The 26,325-nt window shown below is 62.4% G+C and carries 29 protein-coding genes; 19 read left to right on the forward strand and 10 right to left on the reverse strand.

The features are described from left to right. Nucleotides 1-18: 18 nt before the first annotated feature. Complete coding sequence (locus tag B9Z47_RS01415; RefSeq protein ID WP_233253606.1) at nt 19-891, reverse strand: LysR family transcriptional regulator; 873 nt, start codon at nt 889-891, stop codon at nt 19-21. 152 nt (nt 892-1,043) lie between these two features. On the opposite strand from B9Z47_RS01415, the gene B9Z47_RS01420 reads away from it, so the two are divergent. The 12 genes from B9Z47_RS01420 to glcF all read left to right on the forward strand — a co-directional run bounded on the left by B9Z47_RS01420 (nt 1,044) and on the right by glcF (nt 13,147). Next, the gene (locus B9Z47_RS01420; protein ID WP_108329478.1) at nt 1,044-1,658 is read left to right on the forward strand and encodes a PCC domain-containing protein; all 615 of its coding nucleotides are present in this window, start codon (nt 1,044-1,046) and stop codon (nt 1,656-1,658) included. Beyond that, on the forward strand, nt 1,651-2,067 hold the full coding sequence (locus tag B9Z47_RS01425) for a PPC domain-containing DNA-binding protein (RefSeq protein WP_108329479.1): 417 nt from the start codon (nt 1,651-1,653) through the stop codon (nt 2,065-2,067). The genes B9Z47_RS01420 and B9Z47_RS01425 overlap by 8 nt, the downstream gene beginning before the upstream one ends. A gap of 26 nt (nt 2,068-2,093) precedes the next feature. Continuing rightward, nucleotides 2,094-2,921, forward strand: coding sequence for an SDR family NAD(P)-dependent oxidoreductase (locus tag B9Z47_RS01430; RefSeq protein WP_108329480.1), 828 nt, complete (start codon nt 2,094-2,096; stop codon nt 2,919-2,921). After that, complete coding sequence (locus B9Z47_RS01435) at nt 2,918-4,087, forward strand: acetyl-CoA acetyltransferase (RefSeq protein ID WP_108329481.1); 1,170 nt, start codon at nt 2,918-2,920, stop codon at nt 4,085-4,087. The genes B9Z47_RS01430 and B9Z47_RS01435 overlap by 4 nt, the downstream gene beginning before the upstream one ends. Next, nucleotides 4,084-5,673 (forward strand): acyl-CoA synthetase, encoded by a 1,590-nt coding sequence (locus B9Z47_RS01440; RefSeq protein ID WP_108329482.1) that lies wholly within the window; start codon nt 4,084-4,086, stop codon nt 5,671-5,673. Before B9Z47_RS01435 ends, B9Z47_RS01440 begins: the two co-directional genes overlap by 4 nt. Nucleotides 5,674-5,743: 70 nt before the next feature. Continuing rightward, entirely contained in the window at nt 5,744-6,760 is a 1,017-nt protein-coding gene (locus B9Z47_RS01445; protein ID WP_108329483.1) for a TRAP transporter substrate-binding protein, read from the forward strand. Between the two features lie 44 nt (nt 6,761-6,804). After that, nucleotides 6,805-8,691 (forward strand): TRAP transporter large permease subunit, encoded by a 1,887-nt coding sequence (locus B9Z47_RS01450; RefSeq protein WP_108329484.1) that lies wholly within the window; start codon nt 6,805-6,807, stop codon nt 8,689-8,691. 240 nt (nt 8,692-8,931) lie between these two features. After that, nucleotides 8,932-9,867, forward strand: a complete 936-nt coding sequence (locus B9Z47_RS01455) for an SMP-30/gluconolactonase/LRE family protein (protein WP_108330022.1) — start codon at nt 8,932-8,934, stop codon at nt 9,865-9,867. A gap of 94 nt (nt 9,868-9,961) precedes the next feature. After that, entirely contained in the window at nt 9,962-10,225 is a 264-nt protein-coding gene (locus tag B9Z47_RS01460) for an antitoxin (RefSeq protein WP_108330023.1), read from the forward strand. Beyond that, nucleotides 10,225-10,653, forward strand: a complete 429-nt coding sequence (locus B9Z47_RS01465; protein WP_108329485.1) for a TA system VapC family ribonuclease toxin — start codon at nt 10,225-10,227, stop codon at nt 10,651-10,653. The genes B9Z47_RS01460 and B9Z47_RS01465 overlap by 1 nt, the downstream gene beginning before the upstream one ends. 77 nt (nt 10,654-10,730) lie before the next feature. Next, the gene (gene glcE / locus B9Z47_RS01470; RefSeq protein ID WP_108329486.1) at nt 10,731-11,900 is read left to right on the forward strand and encodes a glycolate oxidase subunit GlcE; all 1,170 of its coding nucleotides are present in this window, start codon (nt 10,731-10,733) and stop codon (nt 11,898-11,900) included. Nucleotides 11,901-11,911: 11 nt separating this feature from the next. Then, on the forward strand, nt 11,912-13,147 hold the full coding sequence (gene glcF / locus B9Z47_RS01475; protein WP_108329487.1) for a glycolate oxidase subunit GlcF: 1,236 nt from the start codon (nt 11,912-11,914) through the stop codon (nt 13,145-13,147). A 98-nt stretch (nt 13,148-13,245) separates the two neighbouring features. Here glcF and B9Z47_RS01480 read toward each other — a convergent pair whose 3' ends face one another. The 6 genes from B9Z47_RS01480 to B9Z47_RS01505 all read right to left on the reverse strand — a co-directional run bounded on the left by B9Z47_RS01480 (nt 13,246) and on the right by B9Z47_RS01505 (nt 18,410). Then, the gene (locus B9Z47_RS01480; protein ID WP_108329488.1) at nt 13,246-14,397 is read right to left on the reverse strand and encodes an ATP-binding protein; all 1,152 of its coding nucleotides are present in this window, start codon (nt 14,395-14,397) and stop codon (nt 13,246-13,248) included. 49 nt (nt 14,398-14,446) lie between these two features. Beyond that, nucleotides 14,447-15,382, reverse strand: coding sequence for a GlxA family transcriptional regulator (locus tag B9Z47_RS01485; RefSeq protein WP_108329489.1), 936 nt, complete (start codon nt 15,380-15,382; stop codon nt 14,447-14,449). Then, nucleotides 15,370-16,290 (reverse strand): EamA family transporter, encoded by a 921-nt coding sequence (locus B9Z47_RS01490; RefSeq protein WP_233253607.1) that lies wholly within the window; start codon nt 16,288-16,290, stop codon nt 15,370-15,372. The genes B9Z47_RS01485 and B9Z47_RS01490 overlap by 13 nt, the downstream gene beginning before the upstream one ends. Beyond that, nucleotides 16,287-16,550: a DUF1272 domain-containing protein gene (locus tag B9Z47_RS01495; RefSeq protein ID WP_108329490.1), complete on the reverse strand. Its 264-nt coding sequence runs from the start codon at nt 16,548-16,550 to the stop codon at nt 16,287-16,289. The genes B9Z47_RS01490 and B9Z47_RS01495 overlap by 4 nt, the downstream gene beginning before the upstream one ends. 19 nt (nt 16,551-16,569) lie before the next feature. Then, on the reverse strand, nt 16,570-17,133 hold the full coding sequence (locus B9Z47_RS01500) for an isochorismatase family protein (RefSeq protein ID WP_108329491.1): 564 nt from the start codon (nt 17,131-17,133) through the stop codon (nt 16,570-16,572). Between the two features lie 107 nt (nt 17,134-17,240). Continuing rightward, nucleotides 17,241-18,410 (reverse strand): ATP-binding protein, encoded by a 1,170-nt coding sequence (locus B9Z47_RS01505; RefSeq protein WP_108329492.1) that lies wholly within the window; start codon nt 18,408-18,410, stop codon nt 17,241-17,243. 202 nt (nt 18,411-18,612) lie between these two features. Here B9Z47_RS01505 and B9Z47_RS01510 point away from each other — a divergent pair, with 202 nt between their 5' ends. The 5 genes from B9Z47_RS01510 to B9Z47_RS01530 all read left to right on the forward strand — a co-directional run bounded on the left by B9Z47_RS01510 (nt 18,613) and on the right by B9Z47_RS01530 (nt 21,231). Continuing rightward, nucleotides 18,613-18,996 (forward strand): hypothetical protein, encoded by a 384-nt coding sequence (locus B9Z47_RS01510; RefSeq protein WP_108330025.1) that lies wholly within the window; start codon nt 18,613-18,615, stop codon nt 18,994-18,996. 171 nt (nt 18,997-19,167) lie between these two features. Then, the gene (locus B9Z47_RS01515) at nt 19,168-19,545 is read left to right on the forward strand and encodes a VOC family protein (protein ID WP_108329493.1); all 378 of its coding nucleotides are present in this window, start codon (nt 19,168-19,170) and stop codon (nt 19,543-19,545) included. Between the two features lie 39 nt (nt 19,546-19,584). Further along, nucleotides 19,585-20,289 (forward strand): YafY family protein, encoded by a 705-nt coding sequence (locus B9Z47_RS01520; protein WP_108329494.1) that lies wholly within the window; start codon nt 19,585-19,587, stop codon nt 20,287-20,289. Nucleotides 20,290-20,302: 13 nt separating this feature from the next. Then, entirely contained in the window at nt 20,303-20,764 is a 462-nt protein-coding gene (locus tag B9Z47_RS01525; RefSeq protein WP_108329495.1) for a GyrI-like domain-containing protein, read from the forward strand. Beyond that, on the forward strand, nt 20,761-21,231 hold the full coding sequence (locus B9Z47_RS01530; protein ID WP_108329496.1) for an EVE domain-containing protein: 471 nt from the start codon (nt 20,761-20,763) through the stop codon (nt 21,229-21,231). The genes B9Z47_RS01525 and B9Z47_RS01530 overlap by 4 nt, the downstream gene beginning before the upstream one ends. On the opposite strand, the gene B9Z47_RS01535 is transcribed toward B9Z47_RS01530, so the two are convergent. The 3 genes from B9Z47_RS01535 to B9Z47_RS01545 form a co-directional block, all read right to left on the reverse strand. Further along, nucleotides 21,232-21,714: a glutathione peroxidase gene (locus B9Z47_RS01535; protein ID WP_108329497.1), complete on the reverse strand. Its 483-nt coding sequence runs from the start codon at nt 21,712-21,714 to the stop codon at nt 21,232-21,234. It lies immediately after the preceding gene. Nucleotides 21,715-21,895: 181 nt separating this feature from the next. Then, the gene (locus B9Z47_RS01540) at nt 21,896-22,792 is read right to left on the reverse strand and encodes a DMT family transporter (RefSeq protein ID WP_108329498.1); all 897 of its coding nucleotides are present in this window, start codon (nt 22,790-22,792) and stop codon (nt 21,896-21,898) included. 11 nt (nt 22,793-22,803) lie between these two features. After that, the gene (locus B9Z47_RS01545; RefSeq protein WP_108329499.1) at nt 22,804-23,439 is read right to left on the reverse strand and encodes a DedA family protein; all 636 of its coding nucleotides are present in this window, start codon (nt 23,437-23,439) and stop codon (nt 22,804-22,806) included. A 307-nt stretch (nt 23,440-23,746) separates the two neighbouring features. On the opposite strand from B9Z47_RS01545, the gene B9Z47_RS01550 reads away from it, so the two are divergent. Both B9Z47_RS01550 and alr read left to right on the forward strand, forming a co-directional pair. Next, nucleotides 23,747-25,072 (forward strand): esterase-like activity of phytase family protein, encoded by a 1,326-nt coding sequence (locus tag B9Z47_RS01550; protein ID WP_108329500.1) that lies wholly within the window; start codon nt 23,747-23,749, stop codon nt 25,070-25,072. Between the two features lie 94 nt (nt 25,073-25,166). Further along, nucleotides 25,167-26,261 carry an alanine racemase gene (alr, locus tag B9Z47_RS01555; RefSeq protein WP_108329501.1) on the forward strand — a complete coding sequence of 365 codons (1,095 nt, stop codon included), beginning with the start codon at nt 25,167-25,169 and terminating at the stop codon, nt 26,259-26,261. The last annotated feature ends 64 nt before the right edge of the window (nt 26,262-26,325 follow it).

Consider the following 26,325-nt stretch of genomic DNA (forward strand, 5'->3'; position numbering starts at 1 on the left):
TGTTTCTTTGGAGCTGCGCTATTTGACCTTGGGCAGCATCTGCCGGAAGGCTTGCAAAACGGGGGACTGGTCGGATGACCGCCAGACGGCTTCGGTGGCCACCAGAGGTTTGTCGCCGCGCAGGGGTCGGTAGACCACACCTTGGCGTTGCAGGGCCTTCACACAGGCGGGCACCAGTGCCACGCCCAGCCCGCCGCTGACCATGCTGACGATGGTGTGCATCTGGCGGGCTGTGAAAATTTGCGGGCTGAACCCGTGCTTCATGCAAGTGGCCACGATGGCGTCGAACATCATCGGGCCGTTGTGCCGCTCAAACCCCAAAAACTGCTCTTGCGCCAGCTTGCCCAAAGGTACTGTGGCCTGCGCGGCGGCCGGGTGGTGTTCCGGCAAGGCCACCACCAGCGGCTCGTGCATCACCAGTTGCGCGTCCAGCGTGGCGGGCAGGTCCGAGGTCTGGAACACCAGGCCCAGGTCGATGCGCCCGCTTTCCACGTCGTGGATCAGCTGGTCGGTCGTGCCTTCGAGCAGCGACACCTTGACCCGGGGGTAATCCTGCGTGAAGCGCCGCAGCAGCGGTGGCAAAAACGAATAGGCGGGCAGGCTGATGAAGCCGATCGTCAGCGAGCCCATCAGGCCCTGGGCGGCTTCTTGTGCGCGGCGGCGCATCAGGTCGGCCGAGGCCAGCACCGCATAGGCGTCTTGCAGGGCTTCTGCGCCGGCCGGGGTCAGGGCAATGCGGCGCGAGGTGCGTTCGAGCAGGCGCACGCCCAATTCGTCTTCGAGCTCCTTGATGGCGAGGCTGACCGGGGGTTGGGTGAGGTGCAGGCGTTGGGCGGCGCGGCCGAAGTGGAGTTCTTCGGCCACGGCGACAAAACACCGGAGGTGGCGCATGTCCATTGATATATTTTGCAAATTGATCGATCTGGAAAGTAAATTTACCAAAAACAAAGCAGACCCTGCAATTGGTCTCAAAATACAAATCCAAAGCGACCCGCCGAGGTCGATAAAAGAACAGATGGCCCGCACGGGTCAGGAGACAAGACATGGCAGTTGTTGCACCGGGTGGCATCCCGGCGCCATCCTTTGAGCGGCCCCGTACCCTGGTTCACCCCGGGCCCCGCGCTGACGTGCGTCTGGCGCATGTGGCGGCGCAGGGTGCACGGCAGATTCGGTTGTCCTTGCCGCAAGGCACTTGCCTGCACGAAGGCCTGACACAGGCCCTGGCCGCAGCGGGCGTGCAGTCCGCCGCCATGGCGCTCATGGGCGGTGATCTGGCCGAAGTGGCTTATTGCCTGCCCATTCCCGACCCCGAGGGCCAGCTCATGGCCACCTATGGCGAGCCGAAGGTGTTGCGCGGGGCCAGTTTGCTGCGCGGCAGCGCCACCTTGGGGCAGGACGATCAGGGTGCGCCCGTGATCCATTGCCATGCCAGTTTTGCCGATGCAGATGGCGGCGTGCGCGGTGGCCATGTGCTGACCCCGCACACGGTGGTGGGCCAGCGGCCGGTCACGGTGCTGGTGTCTGTGCTGGGTGGTGTGGCGCTGCGTTTGGGTTTTGACGATGAAACCCGCCTGAACATGCTCAAACCGCATGCCGTGAAGTCCGAGACCGCGAAGTTCGAGACCGTCACCACCACCGCAGGAGCGCACCATGGCTGACGCCGCCCACACCGTTCACACCGAAGAAGGCCGTTTGGGCCGCATGGTCTATGGCCGCATGGCCCCCAACGAAGACCTGGTGCAGGGCCTGCAGGCCATTTGCCGCGCACAGGGCGTGCGCCATGCGCTGGTGCGTGTGGGGCTGGGCAGTCTGGTCGATGCCTGTTTGCAAGGGCCCTCTGGCCGCGAAATTTTTGTCGAAGGCCCTGCCGTGGAGGTGCTCAGCCTGTTTGGCGAGCTGCGCACCGATGCCCACGGCCAATGCACCGCCGAGCTGTGCGGCGTGGTGGTCAATGCCGCAGGCCAGGTGCACAGCGGTCGTTTTGTGCCCGGTCACAACCCGGTGTTTGCCACCTTTGAAGTCACTCTGGAAGAGTGGCTGCCCTCAGCCGAGTCCGGCGCTGTTTGATTTTTCTCACCCACTGATTCCATCCCATGACAACTTCCAACTCAACTTCCCCCGCCGCAGCACCTGTGGCCGTCGTCACCGGCGGTGCCCGCGGCATTGGCCTGGCCATCGGCCAGTGGTTTCTGGACCACGGCTACAAAGTCGCCTTGCTCGACATCGACCAGCCCACGCTGGCCGCCACCGAGCATGCACTGGCCCGCCCGGGCGATGTGCTGGCGCTGCACTGCGATGTGTCGCAACCCGAGCAGGTCGACGCCGCAGCGGCTGCCGTGCTGGCCCGTTTTGGCCGGGTTGATGCGCTGGTCAACAACGCCGGGGTGGCGGTGTTCAAGCCGGTGCTGGAGACCACGTTTGCCGAATGGCGGCAGGTGCTCAGCACCAACCTGGACGGCGCGTTTTTGTGCTCGCATGCCTTTGGCGCGATCATGGTCGCCCAGCGCAGCGGCGCGATCGTCAACATCGCGTCCATTTCGGGCTTGCGTGCCAGCACGCTGCGCGTGGCCTACGGCACCAGCAAGGCCGCGCTGATCCACCTGACCAAGCAATACGCGGTGGAGCTGGGCAACTTTGGCGTGCGGTCCAACGTGATTTGCCCCGGCCCGGTCGAGACCGAAATGGCCAAGCTGGTGCACAGCGTGGCGATCCGCTCGGACTATTACGACACCATCCCGCTGGGCCGCTACGGCAGCACCGAAGAGATGGCCAACACCGTGGGCTTTTTGTGCAGCAAAGAAGCCAGCTTCATCAACGGCCAGTATCTGGCGGTGGACGGTGGTTTTGACGCCTCGGGCGTGGGCCTGCCCACTTTGCGCCGCAACAACCCCGACCTCCAGGACGTGGGAGCCGCATCATGAGCAGCAGCTGCATCATTGGCTGGGGCCACACCCCGTTTGGCAAGCTCGACGCGGCCGATGCCGAGCAACTGATCCGCGATGCGGTGCAACCCGCACTGGACAGCGCAGGCTTGCAGGCGCAAGACATCGATGGCGTGTTTGTAGGCCACTACAACGGTGGCTTCATGCCGCAGGACTTCACCGGCGCGCTGGTGGCCATGGCCGTGCCGGGCCTGCGCCATGTGCCCGCAGTGCGTCTTGAGAACGCCTGTGCCACCGGTTCGGCTGCCATCTGGGCGGCCATGGACGCGGTCGAATCCGGCCGTGTGCGCCACGCGCTGGTGGTGGGCTTCGAGATCATGAACGCCGTGCCCGGTGCCAAGATCGCTGAGACCTTGCTGCGCTGCTCTTATGTGAAAGAAGAAGCGGCCAACCCGGCCGGTTTTGCAGGCGTGTTTGGCACCATCGCGGCCACCTATTTCGAGCGCTTTGGCGACCAAAGCGACGCGCTGGCCGCCATTGCCGCCAAGAACCACGCCAACGGGGTGAAGAACCCCTTGGCCCACATGCGCCGCGATCTGGGTTTTGAATTTTGCCGTCACCCGTCCGACAAAAACCCTTTTGTGGCGGGTCCGCTCAAGCGTTCGGACTGCTCTTTGGTGTCTGACGGGGCCGCTGCGCTCGTGATCTCCAAAGCGCCCGTGGCCGGTGCCCGTGTGCCCGCCGTGCGCTGGAAGTCGCGCACGCAGGTGAATGAATATTTGCCCCTGTCGCGCCGCGACCCGACCCGTTTTGAAGGGGCGGCCATGGCCTGGCACAAGGGGCTCGATACCGCCGGGGTGTCGCTCACGGATCTGTCGTTTGTGGAAACGCATGATTGCTTCACGGTGGCCGAGTTGCTCGAATACGAAGCCATGGGCCTGGCCCCGCACGGACAGGGCGCACGCGTCATTCTGGATGGCGTGACCCGCATCGACGGGGCACTGCCCGTCAATCCCTCGGGCGGTCTCAAGTCACGCGGGCACCCGATCGGGGCCACCGGGGTGTCGCAGCACGTCATGGCCGCCATGCAACTGACGGGCGAGGCGGGCGACATGCAGCTGCCCAATGCCCGGCTGGGCGCGGTGTTCAACATGGGCGGTGCGGCGGTGGCCAATTACCTGAGCGTGCTGGAGCGTGCGGCATGAGCGACGCACAGGTCATGAACCTGTCGGCCCTGCTGGCGCAGACGGCGGCGCTGTTCCCGGACCGTCGCGGGCTGATTCAGGGGGATCGCCAGTGGACCTGGCGCGAGATCAACGCCCGGGTCGATGCCTTTGTGCAGGGCCTGCGCGAGATGGGCATGCAGCCGGGTGACAAGCTGCTGGTGCAGTCGCGCAACAGCCTGGCCATGTTCGAGAGTTGCTGGGCCGCCTTTCGGCTGGGCGCAGTTTGGGTGCCGACCAATTTCCGGCTGACGCCGCCCGAAGTGGCGTACCTGGGCAGCTCCAGCCAGGCGACTTTCATGCTGGCCGAGGATGTGTTTGCCGGGCATGTGGACGCGGTGCGCGAAGCCAGCCCCCGCCTGCAACACGTCATCACCATCGGCGCGCCGCGTGCGGGCGAGACGGGTTATGAAGACCTGCTGGCCCGCCATGCGGGTGCGCCCACCGCCATGGCACCCGTCAAGCCCGACCAGGTGCTGTGGTACTTCTACACCTCGGGCACCACCGGCCGCCCCAAGGCCGGCATGCTGACGCATGGGCAGCTGGCCTTTGTGGTGACCAACCACTTGGCCGATCTGATTCCGGGCACCTGTGAGACCGACTGCTCGATCGCTGTTGCGCCCCTGTCGCACGGCGCGGGCATCCATGCCCTGCTGAATGTGGCGCGGGGCGCGGCCACGGTGCTGTTGCCGTCCGAGCGCATGGAGCCAGCCGAAGTCTGGCGTCTGGTGGAAAAGCACCGCGTGACCAACCTGTTCACCGTGCCCACCATCGTCAAGCTGTTGGTGGAAGACCCGGCGGTGGACCAGTTCGACCACAGCAGCCTGCGCTATGTGATCTACGCCGGTGCCCCGATGTACCGGGCCGACCAGAAATTGGCCTTGCAAAAACTCGGCCCGGTGCTGGTGCAGTACTTCGGTCTGGGTGAGGTGACGGGCTGCATCACCGTGCTGCCGCCTTCCATGCACGCCATCGACGATGCCGACCCAAATGCCAACATCGGCTCTTGCGGGCGGCCACGCACCGGCATGGAGGTGGCCATTCTGGATGCACAGATGAACCCGGTGCCCACGGGCACGGTGGGCGAGATTTGCTGCCGTGGCCCGGCCGTGTTCGCGGGTTACTTCGACAACGAAGACGCCACGACCAAGGCGCTGCGCGGGGGTTGGTTCCACACCGGCGACCTGGGGCGGCTCGACGCGCGGGGTTTGCTCTACATTACAGGGCGCGAATCCGACATGTACATTTCGGGGGGCTCCAACGTCTACCCGCGTGAAGTGGAAGAAATTTTGCTGACGCACCCCGCCGTGGCCGAAGTGGCTGTGCTGGGGGTGCCCGATGCCAAATGGGGCGAGGTGGGCGTGGCCGTGGTGGTCAGCCGTGACCCGGCCCTGACGGAGCAAGCACTGTTGGCGCATCTGGAGGGGCGTTGTGCCAAGTACCGCTGGCCACGCCACGTCTTTTTCTGGGATGCCCTGCCCAAGTCGGGTTACGGGAAAATCACCAAGAAAGACATCCGCCAGATGCTGGAAGAACGAGGCGACCTGCAGCTGCAGGCCGTGACTTGAGAAGAGAGAGAAGTGAAGTGGGGCCACCCGGCCCCGAGTTTGATCGATGACCCATCCTTAGGAGACTGACATGACCCTTTCCCGCCGTTCCGTTTTGCGTACCGCTGCTGCTGCATCGGTTGCCGCCTTGCCCATGAGCCAGGTGCTGGCCCAGCCCAAGGCCGAGTTCACTTACAAATACGCCAACAACCTGCCGGTGACCCACCCGATGAACCTGCGCGCCAAGGAAATGGCCGCCGCCATCCTGGCCGAGACCAAGGGCCGTGTGGACATCCAGATTTTCCCGGCCAGCCAGTTGGGCAACGACACCGACATGCTCAGCCAGCTGCGCGCCGGTGGCATCGAGTTTTTCACCCTGTCGGGCCTGATCTTGTCGACCCTGGTGCCTGGCGCGGCCATCACCGGTCTGGGCTTTGCCTTCCCCGACTACGACACCGTCTGGAAAGCACTCGACGGCGATCTGGGCGCGCATGTGCGCAAGGAAATCGGCAAGGCCGGTCTGGTGGCCATGGACAACATCTGGGACAACGGTTTCCGCCAGATCACCTCGTCCACCAAGCCGATCCAGACGGCAGACGACCTCAAGGGCTTCAAGATCCGCGTGCCCGTGTCGCCCATGTGGACTTCGATGTTCAAGGCCTTTGACTCGGCCCCGGCCTCGATCAACTTCGCCGAGGTCTATTCGGCCCTGCAAACCAAGGTGGTGGACGGTCAGGAAAACCCGCTGGCCATCATCGACACGGCCAAGCTCAACGAAGTGCAGAAATACTGCTCGGTGACCAACCACATGTGGGACGGCTTCTGGTTCCTGGCCAACCGCCGCGCCTGGGACCGTCTGCCCGCTGACCTGCGCACCATCGTGGCCAAGCACATCAACGCCGCAGGCCTGAAGCAGCGCACCGATGTGGCCGCCATGAACGCCACGCTGCAAAAGTCGTTGACCGAAAAAGGCATGGTGTTCAACAACGCCAAGGCCGATACCTTCCGCAACCGCCTGCGCCAAGCCGGTTTCTACACCGAGTGGAAAGCCAAGTTTGGTGACGAGGCCTGGTCGCTGCTGGAACGCTACAGCGGCAAATTGGGCTGACCGGCCACGGCGCAGACCCCACAAAAACGAGAAGCAGGAAACCCATGTCGGACGTTCAGAACCAGCCGCTGCTTGGCGGCGAGCATTATTCCGAGCCCGAGGCCAACGGCCCGGGCACCGGCCGCACAACGTCCCGATGGATGATGCCCCTGGAGGCGGTTTCGGCCGTGCTGACCCTGGGCATCATCGGCCTGCTTCTCGCGGCGGTCTTGTCGCGTTACGTGTTTGCCAATTCGATCGTCTGGATCGACGAGGTCGTGTCGATCTCGTTCATCTGGGTGACGATGATCGGTGCGGCCCTGGCCATGCACCGCAACGAGCACCTGCGCTTGTCGCTGGTGGTGGACAAGCTGCCTGCGCGCATGCAGCCGTATGTGCATGCTTTTGCGCTCACGGCGGTGGTCGCTTTTCTGGTGGGCTTGCTGCCCTCGGCGGTGGAATACGCCCAGGAAGAGTGGTTCATCAAATCGCCCGCGCTGGACTTGCCCAACACCTACCGGGTGGCGTCCATCCCCTTTGGTTTGGGCGTGATGCTGTTGATTGTGCTGGGCTATGCCGCGCGCACAGTGCCGATCAAGGCGCTGGCCAGTGCGGTGGTGTTGGTGGGGGCGCTGGCCACCCTTTGCCATGTTTACAGCGCTGCTTTGCCCGCTTTGGGCAGCTGGAACATGGTCATTTTTCTGGTGGGCGTGGTGGCGGTGTGCCTGATGGCGGGCGTGCCAATCGCGTTTTGCTTTGGTTTGGGGGCGCTCAGTTATCTGGCGTTCACCACCCAGGTGCCGCTTTTGATCGTGGTGGGCCGCATGGACGAAGGCATGTCCAGCCTGATTTTGGTGTCGGTGCCGATTTTTGTGCTGCTCGGCTGCGTGCTCGACGCCACCGGCATGGGCAAGGCGATTGTGGATTTTCTGGCTTCGCTGATCGGCCACGTCAAAGCGGGCATGTCGTATGTGCTGCTGGGCTCGCTGTTCATCGTGTCGGGCATTTCGGGCTCCAAAGTGTCCGACATGGCCACGGTGGCCCCGGCGCTGTTTCCTGAGATGAAGCGGCGCGGCAACAAGCCCAAAGAGATGGTGGCCCTGTTGGCCACGGGCGCGGCGATGGCGGACACGGTGCCGCCCAGCATTGTGCTGATCGTGCTGGGTTCGGTGGCCGGTGTGTCGATTGCCGGTTTGTTCCAAAGCGGTTTTGTGGTGGCGATGGTGTTGCTGCTGTCCTTGTTGGTGCTGGCCCGCTGGAAAGCGCGCCACGAAATTTTGGTGGACGCCAAGCGTGCGCCCATGAAGGTGATTGGCCGCGTTTTGCTGGTGGCAGCACCTGCCTTGGTCTTGCCGTTTTTGATCCGCAGTGCGGTGGGCGGCGGCGTGGCCACGGCCACCGAGGTGTCCACCATTGCGGTGCTGTACGCGCTGGTGATCGGCCAGGTGATGTACGGCGGCATTGGCTTGCGCAAGTTCTACGACATGCTGGTGGAGACTGCTGCGCTGTCGGGTGCGATCTTGCTGATTCTGGGCGCGGCCTCGGCCATGGCCTGGACCATCACGCAAAGCGGCGTGGTGCAGCAGTTGTCGGCCTTCATGACTGCGCTGCCCGGTGGCGCTGCGGCCTTCATGGCGGTGACGATTTTGGTGTTCCTGGTGCTGGGTTGCCTGTTGGAGGGTTTGCCTGCTGTGCTGCTGCTGGCCCCCATCATGTTCCCGATAGCCAAGAAGCTGGGCATCAACGACATCCATTACTCGATGGTGATCGTGTGCGCGATGAACGTGGGCCTGATGATGCCGCCCATCGGGGTGGGCTTTTATGTGGCTTGCCGCATTGGCGATGCCAAACCCGACGAGGTGATGGGCGCGATCTGGCCGTACCTGGTGGCGCTGCTGGTGGGCGTGGTGGTGATCGCCTATGTGCCGGTGATCTCGACGATCGCGTTGTGAGTCGCTTCACAAGGCGGTGATTGGCAGGCGTGCTCAGCGCACGCTGTGCCTTTCACGTCTGTCTTGCTGGTTGCAGTTGCGGTGGTCAAACGGGCCACCTTTTTCGGGTGGCATCGCTTTCATGCACTGCCGTGAAGCATGCTCCCGGATTCTTTTGGGTTACAGGCAGGCCTTTGGGCCAGTGTGGCCCATGGACGCATGCAAAAATGGTTCACCGATGTATCCCGTGACCGATTGACCATGTTTCCTTCCATTTCGCCCGATTGGCAAGCCATCACCGCCGAACCCGATGGCTTGAGCGAATCGCCTTTTTGGCACCCGCAAGAGCAGCGCTTGTATTGGGTGGACATTCCAGGGCGGCGCATTGCGCGTGTGGCGGTGCAGGGCCTGCAGGCCCAAGGCCCGGTCGACTACTGGCCGCTGACGCAAGAGCCCGGATGCATTGCGCCTGCACAAGGCGGCGGTCTGGTCATGGCCTTGCGCGATGGCATTTACCGGGCAAATGTGTGGGGTGGTGACTTGCAACTTCTGGCTGCTGCGCCTTATGACACCGCCAAATGGCGCTTCAACGATGGCAAATGTGACCCCCAAGGCCGCTTGTGGGCGGGCAGCATGTACGAGCCGCGTGATCAGGCGCTGGGCGTGTTGTACATGCTGGACCCGAAAGGCCTGCACCCCATGATGGGCGGTGTGACGACCGCCAACGGCCTGGCCTGGTCGCCCGATGGCCGCACGGCCTATTGGGCCGACACGGCTGCGCACCAGGTGCGTGCCTTTGACTTTGACCCGGCCACAGGCCAGCTGTCGGCCGCTCGCGTGTTCCACCAAATGACACCCAAACCCGCTGGCTGGACTTGGGGGAGTGACACGCCCTATGGTGGCCGCCCCGATGGCGCAGCGGTGGACGCCGAAGGCTGCTATTGGTCTGCCCAATACGAAGGCCAGCGCCTGCTGCGCCTGTCGCCTGCGGGTGAGGTGCTGGCCGAAGTGAAAACCCCTGTGCCTTGCCCCACCATGCCCTGCTTTGGCGGGCCAGACCTGACAACCCTGTTCATCACCACATCGCGCCAGGGCCGCAGCCCGCAAGAGCTGGCGCAGTATCCCGCTGCCGGGTGTGTGTTCGCGATGCGGGTGGCCGTGGCAGGCTTGCCGGTCAATGGGTTCGAGGCGTTTTGAAGCCCATGGAGGATGCCCCCTGTTGAAACAGGTGCACAAAGCATGATAGATGTTTGATGTGATAGCATCAAACATCAAGATATCAGGAGCTGAGATGCGAACCACCCTGGACATTGCGGACGACGTGCTTTTTGCAGCCAAAGAGATTGCGCAAAGAGAGAAAAAATCGATTGGGCAAGTCATGAGTGATTTGGCGCGAAAGGCATTTGCAGCGGGGGCCTATCAGCCGCAAACCGCTCAAGCCGTGCCCCAGGTGTCAGAACGCTTGGCCCAATACGGCATTCAGCCCTTGCCTTCCCGGGGGGCGGTCATCAGCAATGAGCTGATCGAACGATTGCGCGATGCCGAGGGTGTTTGATGCGTGCACTGTTCGATGTCAATGTGCTGATTGCCTTGCACGATCGCGATCATGTCCACCATGTCCGTGCCGCGCAATGGTTTGAAGACCACATTCAACATGGCTGGGCCACCTGTGCATTGACCCAAAATGGGTGCCTTCGCATCATGGGTCAGCCTGGTTACAGCAGCCCTCAACCCATCCCCATGCTGGTCAGCATGTTGCAAAACTCCACAAGAACGGCGCACCATGCTTTTTGGTCCGATGAGATCAGCCTCTTGGATCCGCAGCAGTTTCAACATGGGCACATTCACAGCGCGAGGCAGTTGACGGATTTGTACCTCTTGGCCTTGGCCGTCAAGAACCAAGGCAGGCTGGTGACGTTGGATCAACGAATTCCGATCAGTGCAGTGCGCGGCGCAACCGCAGAGCACTTGGTTGTACTTTGATACGCCCAATTTCCCACAACCCGTTCGTTCAAAAAATTCACGCGATTCCCTGAGGCCGGGGGTTACCATCTTGCCCCATGGAAGCTCAACTCAATTCCCTCATCGACGCCGTGCGCCAGGCGGGTGCGGATGGCCGCGTGCTGCGTTTGCGCGGCGGTGGCAGCAAAGATTTTTGGGGCCAAAGCCTCTCGGGCGATGTGCTCGATACCCGGGTCTACCGGGGCATCGTCAGTTACGAGCCCAGCGAGTTGGTGGTCACGGTGCGCTGTGGCACGCCGCTGGCCGAGCTGGAAGATGCTTTGGCCGAAAAAGGCCAGAGCTTGGCGTTTGAGCCGCCGCATTTTGGACAAGGTTTGGAAAATGGTGCAACCGTCGGCGGCATGGTGGCCGCTGGTCTGAGCGGCCCGGCCCGCGCCACGGCGGGCGCTGTGCGCGACTATGTTTTGGGTGCGCGCTTCATCAATGGTCTGGGCGAGCACCTCACCTTTGGCGGCCAGGTCATGAAAAACGTGGCCGGTTACGACGTGAGCCGTTTGATGGCGGGCAGTTGGGGCACGCTGGGCTTGATCACCGAAGTCAGCTTGAAGGTGTTGCCAGTGGCCCCAGCCGAGGCGACTTTGATGATCGCGGGTTTGGCCCAAGGCCCAGCCCTCGACTTGCTGCACCGCTGGGGCGGTCAGCCCCTGCCCCTGAATGCCAGCGCTTGGGTGCGCGACACCACCGCCCAGCCGGTGGCCGATTATTTGTTTGTGCGTTTGCGCGGCGCGGTGGCGGCTGTGCAGTCGGCTTTGGGCAAGATGAGCGCCGATGCGGTGGCGCTGGGTGCGCAAGTGCAGCAAATGGACAACGCAGAAGCGGCACAAGACTGGCGCGCCAGTGGCGAGCAAACGCTGCCGTTTTTTGAAGCCCCTGCGCCCGATGCCTGCCTGTGGCGCCTGTCGCTGCCGCAAACCGCGCCGGTGCTGGATTTGCCTGGCTTGGACCATCCTTCCCAATACATCGAATGGCAAGGTGCGCAGCGCTGGTTGTGGGCGCCCGCCTCGGCAGCGGTGGCCTTGCGCGCATTGGCGCAATCGGTCGGCGGCCACGCCACCTTGTTCCGGGCCAGCACCGCCCATGCCGAAGTGGACAAGATCGCCGGTGTGAACACCCCGCTCGATGCTGTGCAAGAACGCATTCAGCAGCAGTTGCAAAAGCAGTTCGACCCGAAAGGCGTGTTCGCCACCGGTCGCATGCACCCCCTCTGAGGCGAATCGTCATGCAAACCCAACTCGCCCCCGAATACCAAAACACCCCCGAAGGCATCGAAGCCGAAGCCATTTTGCGCAAGTGCGTGCACTGCGGTTTTTGCACCGCCACCTGCCCCACCTACCAGCTGCTGGGCGATGAACTGGATGGCCCGCGAGGCCGCATCTATTTGATGAAGCAGGTGCTGGAGGGCGAAACGCCCACCCGCAAAACCCAGATGCACCTGGACCGTTGCCTGACCTGCCGCAACTGCGAAAGCACCTGCCCGAGCGGTGTGCAATACGGCCACCTGGTGGACATCGGCCGCAAGCTGGTGGATGCCAAAGTCGAGCGCCCTGTGGGCGAAAAGCTGGTGCGCTGGGCGCTCAAAGAAGGCCTGCCTTCGCCGCTGTTTGCCCCCGCCATGAAGATGGGCCAGATGGTGCGCGGCCTGCTGCCCGAGAGCCTCAAAGCCAAAGTGCCCGCGCCGCAAAACGCCGGTGCCTGGCCTGCCGCGCAGCATGCGCGCAAGGTGCTGATGCTGGCCGGTTGCGTGCAGCCGAGCATGAGCCCCAACATCAACACCGCCACCGCCCGCGTGCTCGACGCCGCAGGCATCCAGACCGTGACGGCCCCCAAAGCCGGTTGCTGCGGCGCGGTCAAGTTCCACCTGAACGACCACGACGGCGGCAAAGACCACATGCGTGCCAACATTGACGCCTGGTGGCCGCTGGTCGAAAGCGGCGAAGTCGAAGCCATCGTGATGAACGCCTCGGGCTGCGGCGTCATGGTCAAAGACTACGGCCATGTGCTCAAGGATGACCCGATTTACGCCGAGAAGGCTGCCCGCATCGGCGCGCTAACGAAAGACCTGAGCGAGCTGCTGCCCGAGCTGGTGCCGCTGCTCAAAGACAAACTGAACCCCGAAGCCCTGCAAGCCGCAGGCCTGCAGGCCTACCACCCGCCCTGCACGCTGCAACACGGCCAGCAGCTCAAAGGCGGCGTTGAAAAGCATCTGGGCGATCTGGGCTTTCAGATCAAGGTCACGGCCAATGAATCGCACCTGTGCTGCGGCTCGGCGGGCACTTACAGCGTGCTCAACCCCGAGCTGTCTAAACAACTGCGCGACCGCAAGCTGGGCCACCTGAACGCGCTGGAACCGCAAGGCGTGCTGAGCGCCAACATCGGCTGCATCACCCACCTGCAAAGCGGCAGCGGTTTGCCCGTGCGGCATTGGGTGGAGTTGCTGGACGAGGCGATCCGGTGAGTCGTGTGCTTGTGGTTGTGTTTGTGTTTGTGTTTGTGGTTGGGGGAGTGCCAGGCCATTGATGCGGTGCGTTAGCGCAGCCGCTGTCTGTCACGGCATCACCCCGCAAGAACCCCGGCAATGTCGCCAACGCCAATCACCTCGACCCCTTCGGCGAAAGGCCAGCGTTGCTGCACAGGGGCCACGATATAGGTTTTTTCGGGCTGCACGTCTTGCAGGGATTGCCAGAAACCTTTGGTGACTTTGGGTGCGATGCTGAATTTGATTTCGAATCCGATCTTTCGTTGTCCGGATTCCACCACCACATCCAGCTCGGCACCTGCCGCTGTCCTGTAAAACGACATGCTGGCACCCGCAGGCAAGTGCGCGGCGATCTGGTCGATGACAAAGCCTTCCCAGGATGCACCCGTCGTGGGGTGGCCTTGTAAGTCGGCGGCACTGGTCAAGCCCAGAAGGCTGTGCAGCAGGCCGCTGTCACGGACATAGACTTTGGGGGCTTTGACCAAACGCTTGCCCAGATTGACATGAAAAGGTTCGAGCTTTCTGACCAGCAACGCACCCACCATGTGATCGAGCCAGCGACTGACCGTCGGGGCGCTCACGTCCAGCGAGTTGGCCAGGGCCGAGGCATTGAACAACTGGCCATGCACATGGGCCAGCATGCGCCAAAAGCGGCGCAGGCTTTCTGCATCCACCCGCAAGCCCAGCGCGGGCAAATCGGTGTGCAGAAGGTGGCGAATAAACGCCTCACGCCAAGCCCAGGACGCTTGTGAATCGACCGCGGTGAAGCTGGGCGGAAAGCCGCCGCGCACCCACAAGTCCTGCACTGTGGCGAGGTCCGCCCCGACTTCGTTGACGAGGAGCGGGAACATGTCAATCAGACTCAGGCGTCCGGCCAAGGATTGGGATTGACGCAGCAATTCAAACGAAGCCGAGCCCAGCAAAACGAAACGCCCGGGGCGACGGATGCGGTCGATTTCACCCCGCAACACCGAAAACAGCTCGGGTGCATTTTGAACTTCGTCCAGGATGACAAGCCGGTCTGCGTTGGCTTGCAGGAACAGTGGACCTTCGCCCAGTCGGGCGCGGTCCTGCGGGGAATCCAAGTCCAGATAGATGGCATTTGGATGGGTGTCCATCAGCGCACGTGCCAGGGTGGTCTTGCCAATCTGGCGTGGCCCCAAAATGGCAACGGCCGGACTCCAGGTGATGTGTGATTCCAGTGTTCTTTGAGTGATGCGCGTAAACATCTTTGTATTTTAAATACGGCATGTTCAAAATACAAGGATAAATCGGAATCTATGAGCATCTGCTCCACACGCGCCTGAAATCTCGCGCTGAGCCAAAGCCGCAAGCCTCGGCCAGTTGTTCTTGTGTCAGTGCTGGGTTGTGCGCCATCAATTCTTGCGCACGCGCCATGCGCAGTTGCTGCTGGTAGTCCACCACGCTGATGCCGGTGTGCAGCATGAACAGGCGCGACAGATGCCGTGGGCTCACGCAGGCCACATCGGCCAGCTCGGACAGCGACCAGCGGTGGGCGGGGTCTTGGCTCAGGCTTTGCGCGATGGCATCTTGCGCCCTGTGTACCGCCGGGTGCATGTGGTTGCGGTGGGCCAGCCAAGGCGAGAGCTGTGGGTCGTTGGGGCCACGGCGGGTGTACATCACCAAACGCCGCGCCACTTGCGCCGCCAGCGCGGCACCAGCCACTTGTTCAACGATGTAAAGCGCCAAGTCGATGCCCGTGGTGATGCCTGCGCTCGTGAGCACACGGCCATCGCCCACAAAAATCCGGTCGGCCTGCACCTGGGCGGTGGGGGCCAGGGCTTGCAGATCGGCAATCAGGCTGTGGTGCGTGGTGCAGCGCAGGCCGTCCAGTTGCCCCGCCATGGCCAGCAGCAAAGCGCCCGAGCAAATGCTGGCCAGTCGCGTGTCGGGCTGCATGGCGGTTTGCAGCCAACGCACCACTTGCTGTGCGGCGGGCGTGGCGTAGTCTTCGCGTTCGTGGCTGTTGCCGGTGATCAGCACCAGGCTGTGCGGGGGCAATTGTTCTGGCAAGGGTTCGAGCCCTGTCAGTTGGGTGCCCAGCGAAGTGTTCACGTCAGACCGTGGGCCACAGGTGTGCAGCACCAGCGGTGCGCCCATGTCACGCGCCATGCGCAACGCTTCGGCAGGGCCCGCGTAGTCGAGCAGCAGCACACCGGGTGTGACGACCAAGTAAACCGTCAGGGTTGGCATGTCCAGCGCTTCAACAAAGGTTGGCCAAACACATTCATCAGCAGTCCCAACATCAGCAGCGCGCCTCCGGCCCAATGCAGCGGCCCCAGTGTTTCGCCAAAGACCAGCCAGCCGGTGGTCAGGCCCACCAGCGGCACCAGCAGGGTGAACGGGGCCACGCGGTTGGTGGGGTAGCGGCTCATCAAATATGTCCACAGCCCATAGCCCAGCAGCGTCGCCATCCAGGCCAAATAGGCCACTGCCGCCAGCGTGCCTGTTGTCAAATGGGTGAGGGACTGGACGATGGCCTCAGGTCCCTCCAGCCACAGTGACAAGCCTAAAAACGGCAGCGGTGGGACCAGACTGGCCCACACCACAAAGGCCAGTTGGTTCATGGGGCCATATTGACTCACCAGCCGTGTGACGATGTTGCCGCACGCCCATGACAAGGCCGCCAGCAGCGTGAGCCCAAAGCCCAGCAGCGGCAAGCTGTCCCCGGACGCCACCGCGCCATGCGCCACCCCAATCAGTACCAGCCCGGCCAAAGCCAGCAAGAGGCCTGCCATCTGGTGCGCATGCCAGCGCTCATGCAGCCACCAGCTGGCCAGCAGCAGCGTAAAAAACGATTGCGATTGCAGAACCAGCGAGGCCAGACCCGAGGGCATGCCCACATGGATGGCGCTGAACAAAAACGCAAATTGACCGACCGATATCGTCAACCCATAAGCCAGATACCAGCGCAGCGGCACGCGGGGTGCTTTGAAGAGCAGCAAAGCCGGAAATGCCGCCAGCATGAAGCGCAATGCCCCAAGCAGCAGTGGCGGGACGCCGACGATGCCGATTTTGATGACGGCAAAGTTGATACCCCAGACCCCGATGACGAGCAGAGCCAGCGCCAGGTCTTTGGGTCGCATGGGCAGTGTGCTCATGCTCTGGCTTCGGCTGTAACGGGTTTGCAGCCTTGTGGCTTGAACACCCGCTCGGTCGATGCCGGGTTGTTCAGCAGCTTGGCCGCAGGCCGTACCGGGCGGCGCACCAGTTCACCGCCGCAATTGGGGCAGATGCCTTGCAAGCGCGTGTCGGCGCACTCGGCACAAAAGGTGCATTCAAACGAGCAGATGCGCGCATCCAGCGCATCAGGCGACAGGTCGCGGTTGCAGCATTCGCAGTTGGGGCGCAGTTGAAGCATGGATTTGTCGTGTCGGGTTTCAGAGGCTGGACAGGCAAGTATCCACGTTCAGGATGCGCGCAAAGCGATCGGCCAGGACCAGCTCGGTGCGTGTGGTGATGTCTTGGGCGCTGAAGGTCTGGCCTGTGCCCGCGTGCGTCATGGGGAAGGTCAGCGTGGCCTCGGACACAAAGCCCACCGCATAGCCCAGATCCGAGCCCACCCGGGCGGTGGTCTCGCAGCATTGCTCGGTGCGGATGCCGCTGATGATGAGGCGCTGCACGCCCTGGCGACGCAGCCACACATCGAGACCGGTGTCAGTGAAAGCGTTATGCACATGTTTGTCAAAGCGTGCGGCGGGATGGCCCGGCAGCCAGTCCATGGGCTGGATCAGTCCCGAGTCAGCGCGAAAAGGACCATCGTTGTCGATGTGAAAAATATGCACCACCGGTACATCCGCTGCGCGACAACCTGCTTCCAGTTTCAACAGCGCTTGTTGAAATGGCGCGAGTTGTCCAGACGACCAATACGGCATGCGCATGAAGGACTGCTGCACATCAATGATGAGCAGGGCGGATTTGGGTGGCTTGGTGAGGCGGGTCATGGTGCGCTGGCTCAGGCGTTGAACATGTCATCATTGTGCGAATCAGACCGGCCGTTGCACAGGGCTGGGCAAGACCAGAAGGGGACAAAAAAGGACAGCCTCGCCGATCAAGCCTCGCGCAATACCTGCATCAACTCCACCAAGCCAATGGCCTGCGTGCCATAACGCATCGGAAAGCGTTCGGTGCTGGGATAAACCACATAGCGTTGCTCGATGTTCAAGTCTGCGCAGGCGATGTCGAAGCCCTTGCTCAGGGTGGGTGCGGTGGAGCGTTTGATTTCGATGGCCATCCAGGGCTGACCTGCACGCTCAATCAGCAGGTCGATCTCGGCCCCCGCATGGGTGCGGTAGCTGTAAGCCGTGCATTGCGGGTGGGCGGCGGCCATCAGGTTGTCGATGCAAAAGCCCTCATAACTGGGGCCGCACACAGGGTGACCTGCCAAGTCATGCAAGCTGCCTAGGCCTAGCAAAGCGTGCACCAGCCCGCTGTCGCGCACATACACCTTGGGCGCTTTGACCAGGCGCTTGCCTACATTGCCGCTCCAGGGCCGCAGGCGGCGTACCAGTTGCAAGTCCACCAGCAAGTCGATGTAGCGCTCCACTGCCGGGCTGCTCACGCCCAGGCTACTGGCCAAACGGCTTTGTTGCAACAAGGCGCCTTGCTGGTGCGCCAACATGGTCCACAGGCGGCCCACGGTTTCGGCGGGCAGGCGCGGCGCAAACATGGGCACATCGCGCTGCAAATAACTGCGCACAAAGTCTTCGCGCCAGCGCAGGCTGGCGGCATCGCTGGCGGCCAAGAGGCTGTCCGGAAAACCACCGCGCAGCCACAGCGTGTCGAGATCGGCGGCGGGCCATTCGAGTCCGTGAACAGGGCCAATCTCGAGATAGGCCACGCGCCCAGCCAGCGTTTCACTGCTTTGCTGCATCAAGTCCAGCGAGGCCGATCCCAGCAGCAAGAAATGACCAAAGCGTTGGCCCGCACGGCGGCGCTCGTCGATGATGCCGCGCAGGACTTCAAACAGGCCCGGCATGCGGTGGATTTCATCGAGGATGACCAACTTGCCGCCTTGGGCGCGCAAAAATGCGTCGGCGTCTTGCAGCCGCAAACGGTCTGCCGGACGTTCCAGATCGAGGTAAGTTGAGCCAGCTGGCCAGGTGTCGGCCAGCGTGAGCGCCAAGGTGGTTTTGCCCACCTGACGCGGTCCGAGCAGCACCACCGCCGGAGCTTCGTGCAGGCGCTCTGACAGCGTGGTGAGGGTTTGACGGTCAATCATCCTTGAAATTTTAACGTTAGACGTTAGAATTTCAATGTTTAATTGAAAAATCTTGGTTGGTTGAGCGTATTCAACCGAAATCCAAAGTCCTTGTCTCCCATCCGGCAAGGCTCGCGACCATGCACGACAAAATGCCCAACCGGGTAGGATTTAACGCTTGACGGCAGACCGCGCAGGCAAAGCGCACACAAAGGACAAAACGATGGCGATACCTTGGTTGATGGCGCTCAAAGTGATTCCCTGGGGCGATGTGATCGAACACGCGCCTTCGGTGCTCAAAGCAGCGCGCAAGCTGATGGAGCGTCAGCCTCAGCCCACCGGTCAGTCCGGCACCCCTGCCACGACGACCCCGGTCAGTGCCGTGCCCAGCTTGGGAGAACTCAAAAACGCCTTGATTGCTGCGCAAGGCCAGATCGACCGCCAAGCCCAGACCCAGCGCGAACTCACCGAAACCCTGGCCGAGTTGGCCGAACAAAATGCGCGCTTGGTCAGTGCCGTGGAAATGCTGCGCCTGCGCACACGGGTGTTGGTGTGGGGTGGTGCGGCGATGTTGGTGTGGTTGGTGGTGTTGACTTGGAGGGGTTGATTCAAGAAGGTCGCACTTCAGCACTTTGTTTAATGGGTTTTTTGGTTGTTGGGCCTATGAACGCTTGACGAGTTCGTCTGCACGCTCCTGACACCCCGTTGTCAGTACCCCTCAGGCAAAGTCCTCTCCAGTGCACAGACGGTCTGTGCGCCTTCAGGGAGAAAGACAAAAATGCAAAAAGTGATCGACTGGTTTGAGATTCCGGTGAGCGATGTGCCGCGTGCCCAGGCGTTTTATGAGGCCGTTCTGCAAACGACTTTGCAGCGCGAAAGCTACGCGGGGCCGGGCATGCAGATGGCGGTGTTTGTGGGTGAGGGCGATGCGACCAAGGGGGCGCTGATGTCGGGGCATCCGGCCTTGCAGGTGGGCGCTTGCGGCACGCTGGTGTATCTGCATGCGGGCGCATCGATCGATGCCGCCTTGCAGCGCGTGGTGGCCGCAGGCGGGCAGGTGGCCATGGGCCGGGTGGCTTTGCCCGAGGGCTTGGGTTTCATGGCGCACATGCGCGATGTGGATGGCAACCGGGTTGGCTTGCACGCTTACGCCTGACAATTTGCGTTTGATCTGTCCACTCAAACTGCCCATCTCATGCGCCGCGCTGACCGCCTTTTCCAGATTGTTCAACTCATCCGGGGCCGCCGCCTGACCACGGCCCGTTGGCTGGCGCAGCGCTTGGAGGTGTCCGAGCGCACGGTCTACCGCGATGTGGCCGACCTGCAATACCAGGGCGTGCCCATCGAGGGCGAAGCGGGGGTGGGCTACCGGTTGGGTGAGGGTTTTGACTTGCCGCCGCTGATTTTCACCCCGCAAGAAGCGCAGGCTTTGGTGGTGATGACGCGGGTGGCGCAGCAGTGGCTGGACCCGGCTTTGGCTCGCGCCAGCGAGTCGGCGCTGTCACGGGTGCTCAGTGTGCTGCCCGCAGACCAGCGCCATGCAGCGCAGCACACACCGGTGTATTCGCCACCTTGGGGCTTGACGGCTGAGCAACAACCGCACTTGCAACTTTGGCGCGAAGCCACACAGGGGCTGCACAAGTTGGCGCTGGTGTACAGCGATGCACAAGGTCGCACCAGCGAACGCACGGTGTGGCCACTGGGCAGCTTTTTTTGGGGCGCGGTCTGGACACTGGTGGCCTGGTGCGAGAAGCGCCAGGACTTTCGCAGCTTCCGGCTCGACCGCATCCAGTCAATGACGGGCTTGTCGCAGACCTTTCGTCTGGCCGAGGGACAACGCCTGATCGATTTTTTGCGCCAACAAGGCGTGGACCCGCAGGCTTTAGCCGAGGGTCGATGAAGAGGACGTTTTCATGAAAATCGCAGAGATCGAAACGCGGGCTGTGTTTGGCCTGTCGGTGCGCACCCGAAACGCAGACGAGATGCAGGCCGATACGGCGCGAATAGGCCGACTGTGGGCCGACTTTGCCGCGCAGATCGCGCCACATCTGGCGCAGGGCACACGGGTGGTTGGCGTTTATCACGGCTATGAAACGGATGCCCTGGGGGCCTTTGATGTGCTGGCGGGCTCCGATGCCTTGCCCCCCGCCGCAGGTGATTCACTCGCCCTGACCCGCATTGACATCGCCCCCGGGCCGTATTTGGTGTTTGACGCGCCGGGGGCCATGCCGCAAGCGGTGGTGGATGCCTGGGCGCGCATCTGGCGCTACTTTGCCGACCCTTTGTGCCCGCACAAGCGGGCCTTTAACACCGATTTCGAGTGCTACGCCACGGATGGGCTGACAGAAATTTTCATCGGTGTTCGGCCAACATGAACTACTGGATCGGTGTGGTCAGCCGCTCACATGTGATGCGCGGGGTGGCGGGTGGGTTTGCGCAGATGAACCACGGCAAGCAAGCTCCACTTAAGCGCATGAAGGCGGGCGATGGCCTGATTTATTACTCGCCGCGAGAGTCATATCCCGACGGTGTGCCTTTGCAGGCGTTCACCGCCTTGGGGGTCATCCGATCAGGCGAGGTGTATCCGCACGACATGACACCTGACGGCGTGCCGGGTTTTGTGCCCTGGCGCATAGATGTGGATTACCTGCCTGCACAACACGTGGCCATCAAGCCCTTGATCGCGCAGCTGGAATTCATCACCGATAAAACCCATTGGGGGGCGCTATTTCGATTGGGTCAGGTCAAGATCAGCGAGGCTGATTTCCGAAAAATCGCAGCGGCGATGGGGTGTGGCGAGAAGTCTGAAGGGGTCTCAGTGGTCCAGACTTCGCTGTTTTGATCAAGCCGCCAGCGCCGCCTCAATGTCCTTGGCGATCTTTTCGGGCGCGTCCTGCGGTGCATAGCGCTTGATCACCCGGCCATCGCGCCCCACCAGAAATTTGGTGAAGTTCCATTTGATGCCCTTGCTGCCCAAAATGCCCGGGGCCTCGGCCGTGAGCCATTGGTAAAGCGGGTGCGCATCGTCGCCGTTCACATTGATTTTGCTCATCATCTGAAAGCTCACGCCGTAGTTTTTCTGGCAAAAGTTGGCAATTTGCGCGTCGTCGCCCGGGTCCTGGCTGGCGAATTGGTTGCAGGGAAAACCCAGCACATTCAGGCCTTGTGCCCCGTATTTCTGGTGCAGTTTTTCCAGCCCGGTGAACTGGGGCGTGAAGCCGCAGGCGCTGGCGGTGTTGACGATCAGCATCACCTGACCCTTGTAGCGCGACAGCGGCACGGTTTGGTGGTCGATGCTTTGGGCTTCGAAGTCGTACAGGCTCATGGTGCGGCTTTCAAGAGTTGATGAGGTAGGTTTGCATCATGCCAGCCTGCGTGTTGCAGGCGGATGGGTTGGTGTGAGCTTGCTCGCAAGAGAATGTCCGCAAGCGGATCAGGGCTGATCGTCAACAGACCGGCTCTTGTCCGCTGCACGAGGGAGCTGCCTGGCAAAGCCCGATGCGCAGTCAGTGGGTGTTGTGGTCAGGCCCTACCACCGACAGCAGCGCCGCCAGCAAGATGAGTGACCCGCCGATCAGCGTGCGGCTGTCCCAGCTGGATGCCCCCAGCATGACCGAGGACACGCTGGCAAACAGCACTTCGGACAACATGACCAGGGCCGTGGTGTGGGCCGCCAGTCGCGCCGCGCCATATTGCAGCGCCAGGTTGCCAAACAGAAAGGAAACGCCGAGCAAGGCCACCAGCGGCCACCAACTCCAGGCAGGGGCTTGGCCCGCAGCCACCACGCCTGTGGCCAGGCCCGCCACAGCGGCCACGGTGGCCATGACCGCACCGCCGCCAAACATGGCCAGCGTACGCGATGAGCCGGGCGAGTCTTTGAGTTTGAGCAACAAGGCGTTGGTGATGGCAAAAGTCAGGCCGCCCATCAAGGCCAGGACATCGGCCAGGCTCTCGGGCACGGGCCAAGAGGTCTCGGGGGTTTTGAGCACGATGAACAAACCCGTGAGGGCGAGCACCAGGCGCAGCAGCGCCATGCGGCTGGGTTTTTCACCCAACAGCCACCAGGCCACCAACACCGACCAGGCGGGCATCAGGTAAAACAGCAGCACCACGCGCACCACGTCGCCCACCGTGACGGCCCAGTTGAAGCCGACATTGGTCAGGCCCGAGGCCAGCAGCAGCATCCAAAGGCCGGGATGAGGGCCCCAGCTCACCAGACGACCTGTTTGCCAGAGCCACACTGCGATGGACACGAACACAAAGGCGTACACCAAGGCTGTGGCCCACAACGGGTGCAGGCCTTGGATTTCGAGTTGCTTGAAGGGCCACCAGCACACGCCCCAGACGAAGGCGTTGAACAGGAGCCCGGCAACGGCCAGGCTTTTGGAGGACGGTTGACCCATGAGGGCTTGGGTCAGGACGGGTCGTGCGGCGCGTCAGACGCCACGGCACTTTGGCGTTTGCGCCACCAGCGCCAGACCAGCCAAACCAGCCCGATGCCCAGCAGGGCAAAAATGCCGTGCTGGAATTGGCGCAGCACGCCAAACATCCAGTCCCAGTTCTGGGCACCAAAGTACCCCAGATACACCCAGATCGGCACGCTGATCAGGGCTGCAAAGCCGTCCATCAAGAACCAGGTCGGGAAAGTCACACGGTGGCTCATGCCTGCGGAAAAGAACACTGGGGTGCGCAGGCCAGGCAGAAAGCGGGCCACGAACATGACCCATTTGCCGTATTTGTGGAAAGCGTCTTGCGCGCTGGCAAAGCGCTCAGGGGTCAGGATTTTGCGAAAGCCGGGCAGCTGCGAGATGCGTTGGCCATAAAGACGGCCCAGGGTGAACATCAGGCCATCACCGATCAAGACACCGGCCATGCCCACGGCAAACATGGTGTGCACATCGGCGTGGCCCAGCCCGGCGATCACGCCGCCGGTGACCAGGGTCACGTCTTCAGGCACGGGGACACCAAAGCCGCAGATCAACAGCATCACAAACACGGCCCAATAGCCGTATTCGGTGAAGATGGGCATCAAAAACTGAAAAACTTCCATGGATTACAAGGTTCAGCCAGCGCCTGAACATTTCAGGCGGAATGCGCGGGTTAACAGGCAGTGGGCCAGTGTAAATCATTTGCATGCCCCTTCCTGAGTGGGGAAAGGGTGTGTTTACCCGATGGTTTTGGGCGCGGATGTGCAATACGGACTCATCGCTTGAGGTTTGGGCTGACTTGTTTTTGTCATGGTGTCGTCATGGTCGTTTCACGGCTGATTTTTAAGCTCGAAACATCCTGATTGATCCGATGGAGATGACCTTGAATACCCCCTTGCCCCACGTTTGAACGCCGCCTTTGCAACCCTCATGCTCGTCACCGCCGCCGCCTGGTCCGTTCAGGCTGCCGCGCAAACCGCATTCCCGGCCACCTTGGCCGGTCACGCCGTGCTGCCCGCCCTGAGCCTGATCCCCGCACCCAAAGACGCCCCCGCCGACTTGCAGGTCAGCGGCAAATTCACCACCGGCCAGCGCGTCGAGAAAATCGGCAGCGTCGAAGGCCTGTCGGCGGGCCGCCCCACCGGGGTGTCTTTGCCTTTCAAGGGCCAGCCCCTGCAGGGCCATTCGGGCATCAAGCGCATGGCCGATGGCAGCTATTGGCTTTTGACCGACAACGGCGCGGGCTCCAAAGCCAACTCGCCCGACTTCATGCTGCACCTGAACCAATACAAGGTCGATTTCAAGTCCGGTGAATTCAAACGCCTGCGCACTGTGTTCTTGCACGACCCAGACAAAAAAGTGCCGTTTCGCATCGTTCACGAAGGCAGCAAGCAGCGCTACCTGACCGGCTCGGACCTGGACACCGAGAGCTTCCAGTTCGCCGGTGGCGCGCTGTGGATCGGTGACGAATTTGGCCCCTTCCTGGTCAAGGCCGATCTGAACGGCAAAGTGCTGGCCGTGTTTGAAACGCAAGTGGACGGCAAAGTGGTGCGTTCGCCCGACCACCCAGCAGTCACCACGCCCGGCGCGCCGGACCAGGCCGTGAAGTTCCAGGTGCGCCGCTCCAAGGGTTTTGAGGGCATGGCATCTTCCAAAGACGGCAGCAAGCTCTATGCCTTGCTGGAAGGCGCTGTGTGGGACGAAGCGGCCAAAGCCCCCGAGACGCTGGATGGCAAGCAATACCTGCGCGTGCTCGAGTTTGACGTGAAAGCCGAAAAGTGGACCGGCCGCCACTGGAAATACGTGATGGAAGCCAACCACCACGCGATTGGTGACTTCAACATGATCGACGAGGCCACCGGCCTGATCATCGAGCGCGACAACGGCGAAGGCACACCCGACAAGGCTTGCCCTGCAGGCACCAAGCGCACTGATTGCTTTCACGATCTGCCCCAGTTCAAGCGTGTCTACAAAGTCGAGCTGAGCGAAGCCAATGTGGGCGGCCCGTTGCGCAAGATCGGTTACATCGACCTGCTCAACATGGCCGACCCTCACAAGTTGGCCCGCAAGCCGCTGGTCAACGGGGCTTTGAGCTTTCCCTTCTTCACCATTGAAAACGTGGACGTGGTGGACGCCACCCACATCGTGGTGGGCAATGACAACAACCTGCCGTTTTCCAGCAGCCGCGACCCCAACAAGGCCGACGACAACGAGCTGGTGTTGCTGGAAGTGGGCGAGTTCCTGAAAGCCCGCTGATCCAGGTTGGCACGCCTGGGGTCTGGGCTGGACCCATGGCCGTCAGGGCCGATGAAGCTGGCATACTTCATCGGCCCTTTTCACGTTTGACCCCATGCCCCGCCCCATACAAGCCACCATCCATACCGCCGCCCTGCGCCACAACCTGGGTGTCGCCCGGCAGGCCGCCCCTGATGCCCAGGCCTGGGCGGTGGTCAAGGCCAATGCCTACGGGCACGGCATTGAGCGTGTGTTTGAAGGCTTGCGCGGGGCCGATGGCTTTGCGCTTTTGGACCTGAACGAAGCCGAGCGCGTCAGGGCATTGGGCTGGCGCGGCCCGATCTTGCTGCTCGAAGGTGCTTTTGAGGCGCGAGACCTGGAGCTGTGCTCGCGCCTGCACCTGTGGCACACCGTGCACTGCGATGAGCAGATTGACATGCTGGCGCTGCACAAGACTCATGAGCCGCACCGTGTCTTCCTGAAGATGAATTCGGGCATGAACCGCTTGGGCTTCAGCCCACAGCGTTACCGCTCGGCATGGACACGCTTGAACGCTTTGCCGCAGGTGGATGAGATTTCGCTCATGACCCATTTCAGCGATGCGGATGGTCCCAAGGGCATCGCCGCACAGATGGCCCTGTTTGAAGAAGCCACCCGCGACCTGCCCGGCGAGCGGTCTTTAAGCAACAGCGCCGCCACCTTGCGCCACGCACAGGATGCAGAGGTCAAGGCCGACTGGATTCGCCCCGGCATTGCCGTGTACGGCAGTGCGCCGGATTTTCCCGAGCACAGCGCCGCGCACTGGGGTCTGCAGCCCGCCATGAGCCTGAATGCGCAGATTATTGCGGTGCAGCAGCTGCAAGCGGGCGACAGCGTGGGCTACGGCTCCAGCTTTGTGGCCGACAAGGCCATGCGCATTGGCGTGGTGGCTTGCGGCTATGCCGATGGTTACCCCCGCGTTTGCCCCACGGGCACCCCTGTGCTGGTGGACGGCGTGCGGGGCCGCACCGTGGGCCGGGTCAGCATGGACATGCTGACGGTGGACCTGAGCGATGCCCCGCAAGCTGGCGTGGGCAGTCAGGTCACGCTGTGGGGACAAGCCGACAACGGTGCCTTGCTGAGCATTGACGAAGTGGCCCAAGCGGCGGGCACGGTGGGCTATGAACTCATGTGCGCGCTGGCGCAGCGTGTGCCGGTGGTGCAAGCTTGAAGCCCATGTTTGGACCCGCGTGAGCGCCGCTGCCCTGCTGGGGCGTCAGGGCTTGGGCGGCGTC

The sequence above is a fragment of the Limnohabitans sp. 2KL-1 genome (genome assembly GCF_003063435.1).
Classification (GTDB): domain Bacteria; phylum Pseudomonadota; class Gammaproteobacteria; order Burkholderiales; family Burkholderiaceae_C; genus Limnohabitans_A.